The 4,896-nt window shown below is 65.3% G+C and carries 4 protein-coding genes; 3 read left to right on the top strand and 1 reads right to left on the bottom strand.

Annotated elements, in window-relative coordinates:
• From EOA38_RS28190 to EOA38_RS28180, 3 genes are all read left to right on the top strand, one after another.
• The coding region (locus EOA38_RS28190; protein ID WP_127300765.1) for a GMC oxidoreductase at positions 1-1,163 on the top strand (1,163 nt) is incomplete at its 5' end.
• On the top strand, positions 1,160-2,371 hold the full coding sequence (locus tag EOA38_RS28185) for a mandelate racemase/muconate lactonizing enzyme family protein (RefSeq protein WP_127300764.1): 1,212 nt from the start codon (positions 1,160-1,162) through the stop codon (positions 2,369-2,371). The genes EOA38_RS28190 and EOA38_RS28185, both read left to right, overlap by 4 nt.
• Positions 2,368-3,285: an NAD(P)-dependent oxidoreductase gene (locus tag EOA38_RS28180; RefSeq protein ID WP_127300763.1), complete on the top strand. Its 918-nt coding sequence runs from the start codon at positions 2,368-2,370 to the stop codon at positions 3,283-3,285. Before EOA38_RS28185 ends, EOA38_RS28180 begins: the two co-directional genes overlap by 4 nt.
• A gap of 71 nt (positions 3,286-3,356) precedes the next feature.
• On the opposite strand, the gene EOA38_RS28175 is transcribed toward EOA38_RS28180, so the two are convergent.
• On the bottom strand, positions 3,357-4,295 hold the full coding sequence (locus EOA38_RS28175) for a diacylglycerol kinase family protein (RefSeq protein WP_127300762.1): 939 nt from the start codon (positions 4,293-4,295) through the stop codon (positions 3,357-3,359).
• Positions 4,296-4,896: the final 601 nt, after the last annotated feature.

The raw sequence follows: 4,896 nt of genomic DNA, 5'->3' as shown, positions 1-4,896 counted from the left end.
CCTTCCTGGGCGGCGCCGTTGAAGTCCGGATTGAGCAGCAGGCCGGCCTGCCGCTCAATCCGGACTTCAACGGCGCCGCCCAGGAAGGCGTCGGCGTCTATCAGATCACCACCCGGAACGGCCGCCGCATGTCCGCCGCCCGCGCTTTCCTGCGTCCGGCGATGAAGCGCGGCAACGTTCGCGTCGAGACCAACGCGCTGGCGACGAAAATCCTGTTCGAAGGCAAGCGCGCTGTCGGCGTTGAATACGAGCAGAACGGCCAGACGAAGACCGCGCGCGCTGGCCGCGAGGTCATCATTTCCGGCGGCTCGATCAACTCACCGCAATTGTTGCAGCTCTCGGGCGTCGGTCCGGCCGCGCTGCTCAACGGCCTCGGCGTCCCGGTCGTCCACGCCAACGAGAATGTCGGCGCCAATCTGCAGGACCATGTCGGCATCAACTACACCTTCAAAGGCAAGCTGCCGACGCTCAACCAGATCCTGCGCCCATGGTGGGGCAAGCTTCTGGTCGGCATGCAATACATCCTCTTGCGCTCCGGTCCGCTGGCTCTGTCGATGAACAATGCCGGCGGCTTCTTCCGCACCGATCCGTCGATGGCGCGACCGAACATGCAGCTCTATTTCCAGGCCTTCTCGACCGTCATCCCGAAGAGCGGCGAGCGCCCGATCCTGACGCCCGACCCCTGGCCGGGCTTCTCCATCGGCCTCTCCAACTGCCGCCCGTCGAGCCGGGGCGAGATCATGATCCGCTCGAAGAATCCGCGCGATTATCCGAAGATCACGGCCAACGCCTATTCCACCAACGCCGATGTCGACGAGATGCTGGCGGCGGTGAAGTTCGTGCGCAAGATCGCCGCGATGCCGGCCATGGCCGACATCATCGAGGAAGAGGTCTTGCCTGGTCCGTCAATCACTTCCGACGCCGATCTGATTCAGGATTTCAGGAAACGTTCGGGCACCGTCTATCACCCGGTGTCGACCTGCCGCATGGGTCCGGACGCCGCGCGCGCCGTCGTCGATCCAAGGCTTCGGGTGCACGGGTTGAGCGGTCTGCGCGTCATCGACGCGTCGATCTTTCCCGACAATATCACGGGCAACACCAACGCCGCCTCGATCCTCACCGGATGGAAAGGCGCCGAGCTGGTTCTGGAGGATCGGAAATGAAAGTCACCGACGTCAAGACCTGGGTTGTCGGCAACCCGCCGCCGGGCATCGGCGGCAAGTATTTCATCTTCGTCAAGCTCACCACCGATGGCGGCGTGGTCGGTTACGGCGAGGCTTACAACGCGACCTTCTCGGCGCATGTCACGGCCAGGATGATCGAGGACATGGCCGAGCGCTATCTCGTCGGCCGCGATCCGCACGATGTCGAGAACCTCTTCCGCCGCGTCTATTCGTCCGGCTTCACCCAGCGCCCCGATGTCTCCGGCATGGGCTGCTTCTCGGCGCTCGAAATGGCCTGCTGGGACATCGTCGGCAAGGAGGCGAACAAGCCGGTCTACAAGTTGCTCGGCGGCCAGGTGCACGAGACGCTGCGCTCCTACACCTACCTCTATCCGCACACCGGCAGCGTCCATTCCGAGGATGCGCGCGGCCAGAATGTCTACAACGATCCCGACATGGCCGCCGCCTGCGCGCTCGAATATGTCGAGCAGGGTTTCAACGCCGTGAAGCTCGATCCGGCCGGCCCCTACACCGCCTATGACGGCCACCAGCCGCGCCTCATCGACATCGACCTTTCGGCGCGCATGATCAAGGCGATCCGCGAGGCCGTCGGCACCAGGGCGGACATCCTGTTCGGCACGCATGGCCAGTTCACCGCTTCCGGCGCGCTGCGGCTGGCCCGCGCCATCGAGCCTTACGACCCGTTGTGGTTCGAGGAGCCGGTGCCGCCGGACATGCCCGAGGTGATGGCGCAAGTGGCACGCGGCACTTCCATTCCAATCGCCACCGGCGAGCGGCTGACGACGAAATTCGAATTCGCCCGCGTCATCGAGAACCGCGCCGCCACCATCCTGCAGCCGGACCTCGGCCGCTCCGGCGGTATTCTCGAGACCAAGAAGATCGCCGCCATGGCCGAGGCCTACCACATCCAGGTCGCGCCGCACTGCTATTGCGGGCCGATCGTCGGTGCCGCCAACATCCAGCTTGCAGTGACGCTGCCCAACTTCCTCATCCTGGAATCGCTCAAGCAGTGGGACGGGTTTCACGCCACGCTGCTCAAGAAGAAGATCGAGTGGCAGGACGGCAACGTCATTCCGTCGAAGGAACCCGGCCTCGGCGTCGAGCTCAACGAGGAGGTTTGCGACGCGTACCCCTATAGCGGCAAGGACCTGCATCTGCAGATGATGCAGACGCCGCTGATGCCGTGACCCTCGCCTACGCCTTCATCGGCCTCGCCCATCTCGGCGGCAACCTTGCCGCTAGCCTGCTGCACAACGGTTTTGCCGTCACCGTCTTCGACTGCGATCCGGCGGCTGTCGAGCGCCTTGTCGCGCTCGGCGGCACGGCGGCAAGGAGTCCTGCCGAAGCAGCCGCGCGCGCCGGCAATGCGATCACCTGCCTGCCCTCCCCGAAAGTCAGCGAAGCGGTGCTCGCCGGCCCCGACGGCTTGCTCGATGGCCTGCCCGCCGGCGGCACCTGGATCGAGATGTCGACCAATGGCCGCGACGAGATCCTGCGGCTGGCGGCGCTTGCTTCGGCGAAGGGCGTCGAGACGCTGGAATGTCCGGTCACCGGCGGCGTGCATCTGGCGGCGGCAGGCAGGATCACTGCGCTGATCGGCGGCGATGCCGCGCTCTACGAGCGGCACCGGCCGGCGATCGAAGCGATGTGCGCCAAGTCCTTCCTCATGGGGCCGGTCGGCTCGGCGGCCGTGATCAAGGTCATCACCAATATGCTCGCCTTCGTCCATGTCGTCGCCGCCGGCGAAGCGTTGATGCTGGCCAAGCAAGGCGGGCTCGACCTCGCCCAAGCCTATCATGCGATCGTCGCCTCCTCCGGTAACAGCTTCGTACACGAGACCGAAAGCCAGCTGGTGCTGAACGGCTCCTACGACATTGGCTTCACCATGGACCTTGCGCTGAAGGATCTCGGCTTCGCGCTTGCCATGGGCAGGGATTTCGGCGTGCCGCTCGATCTGGCGTCGCGGGTCAACGCGATTTTCGAAGAGGGCAAGCGCGCCTATGGCGGCGACGCCTGGTCGACGCAGATCGTCAAGCTGCTCGAGGATGCCGTCGGGGTCGACCTGCGCGCACCAGGCTTTCCGGCCAGGCTGGAGGCATAAGGGCAAAAACTTGAGCAAGCCATTTCAGATGGTTAGCTCGGCCCGCGGAATCAGATGTTGAATCTGTTGATTCAACATCTGAGCGTCAGCGCGCCGGGCAGGATCTCGAAGGTTGCCGGGATCCGGCCCGGCGACTCGCCGTCTATGTCGACCAGCGCCCCGTTCTTCTCCGCATCGCCCAGCGGCTCGACCAGCACCTTGCGGCCGCGCAGGATCGTGATCGCTGGATGGTGGCGGTGACGCCCGCCATAAAGCAGCCGGATGTCGCGGATCAGCCCGAGCTTGTTCGCCGCCCGCACGATGACGATGTCGAACTGCCCGTCCGAGAGCTCGGCGTCGGGCGCGATCATCATGCCGCCGCCGAAGAACTTCCCATTGGCGACCGCCACCAGCGCCATGCGGGCCTCGACCGGCTCGCCGTCGTCTATGGTGATCCTGACGTCCTGGAAGCGGTAGCGGAGGAACTCCAGCACCGTGCGCCAGAAGAACAGCGCCTTGACCGAGACCCTGCCCTTGCGCTTGTCGGAATTGACCGCGCGATCCGTGGCGCCTGAAAGGCCGAGGCTGGCGATGTTGATGAAATGGCGGCTGGCCAGCGCGCCGTGGTCGTCGATGTAGGTGACGCGCCCAGCATCGACCTTGCGCGGGCTTGCACCGGCGATGCGCGCCAGCGCTGCCTCGATTTCATCCGACAGTCCCAATCCGCGCGCGAAGTCGATGCCGGTGCCGCACGGCAGCAGCCCGAGCTCGCTCGCCCGGCCGGTCTCATGCTCTGCCTGCAGCAGCCCGTCAGCCACCTCGCTCGCCGTGCCGTCGCCACCGGCGGCAATCACCAGGTCGCAGCCGTCGACCGCCAGGTCGATCGCCAGCCGCTCGGCGTCGCCGCTGGTCTGTGTCTCGCGCAGATCGAAATCGCCGAAATGCTTCCTGAGCGATGCGGCGACCCTGGGCCAACGCCGCTTGAGTTTGCCGCCTCCGGCAATCGGATTGAGAACCACCCCGACCTTCAATCTGACCTCCCCCGAGGCAAGTTGCCTAAAAGCATACGGCGGCTTCGGGCAATGACATGCCGCAGTCCTTTGCCGGCATTGAAACGCGGGCCGGCGGGCGGGGCAAGGCTCCATCGTCCCAGGGCCACAGAAATAGGGGGGCAGGCTGTCTAAGGGGTTTGGCCGGCAAATTCCGAGGCTTGTCGCATCGGTCCCCGATAATCCCGCTATCCACAGGTTGGCGGGCATTCCGCAAAGCCCTTACCCGGCGTACATTGAACCCATCTCAGGCGGCTACCTAACGCCTCGCCGAAAGGCAAAGCGCAAGGCGGATTTCCTGAGGCCCGCACGACCCGGATCGAGAACAGCTTCGCCTGTTGGAGGGACGGATGTCGGCGGGGCCGCGGAAAGCGTGCGAACGCCGACGGCGGACCGATGCTGCCATGAAGGCGGTGAAACCTTCGATGGCGCGCCGGGGGAAGCCCGCAAGGGTGGAGATCGGCGTGGTCTGGAACGGGCGCTGCCCCTCGGGTGGCGACTGGCAGGACCGTCAAAATCAAGGCCAGCCTGGCGCGACACCTTTTGGGAGTTGCTGCCGCGACTGGTTCCTGATCTGACAGGG

This window comes from Mesorhizobium sp. M1E.F.Ca.ET.041.01.1.1 (genome assembly GCF_003997355.1).
Classification (GTDB): domain Bacteria; phylum Pseudomonadota; class Alphaproteobacteria; order Rhizobiales; family Rhizobiaceae; genus Mesorhizobium.
Note: the sequence above shows the minus strand (reverse complement) of the source record. Positions and strands in the feature narration are given on the sequence as shown.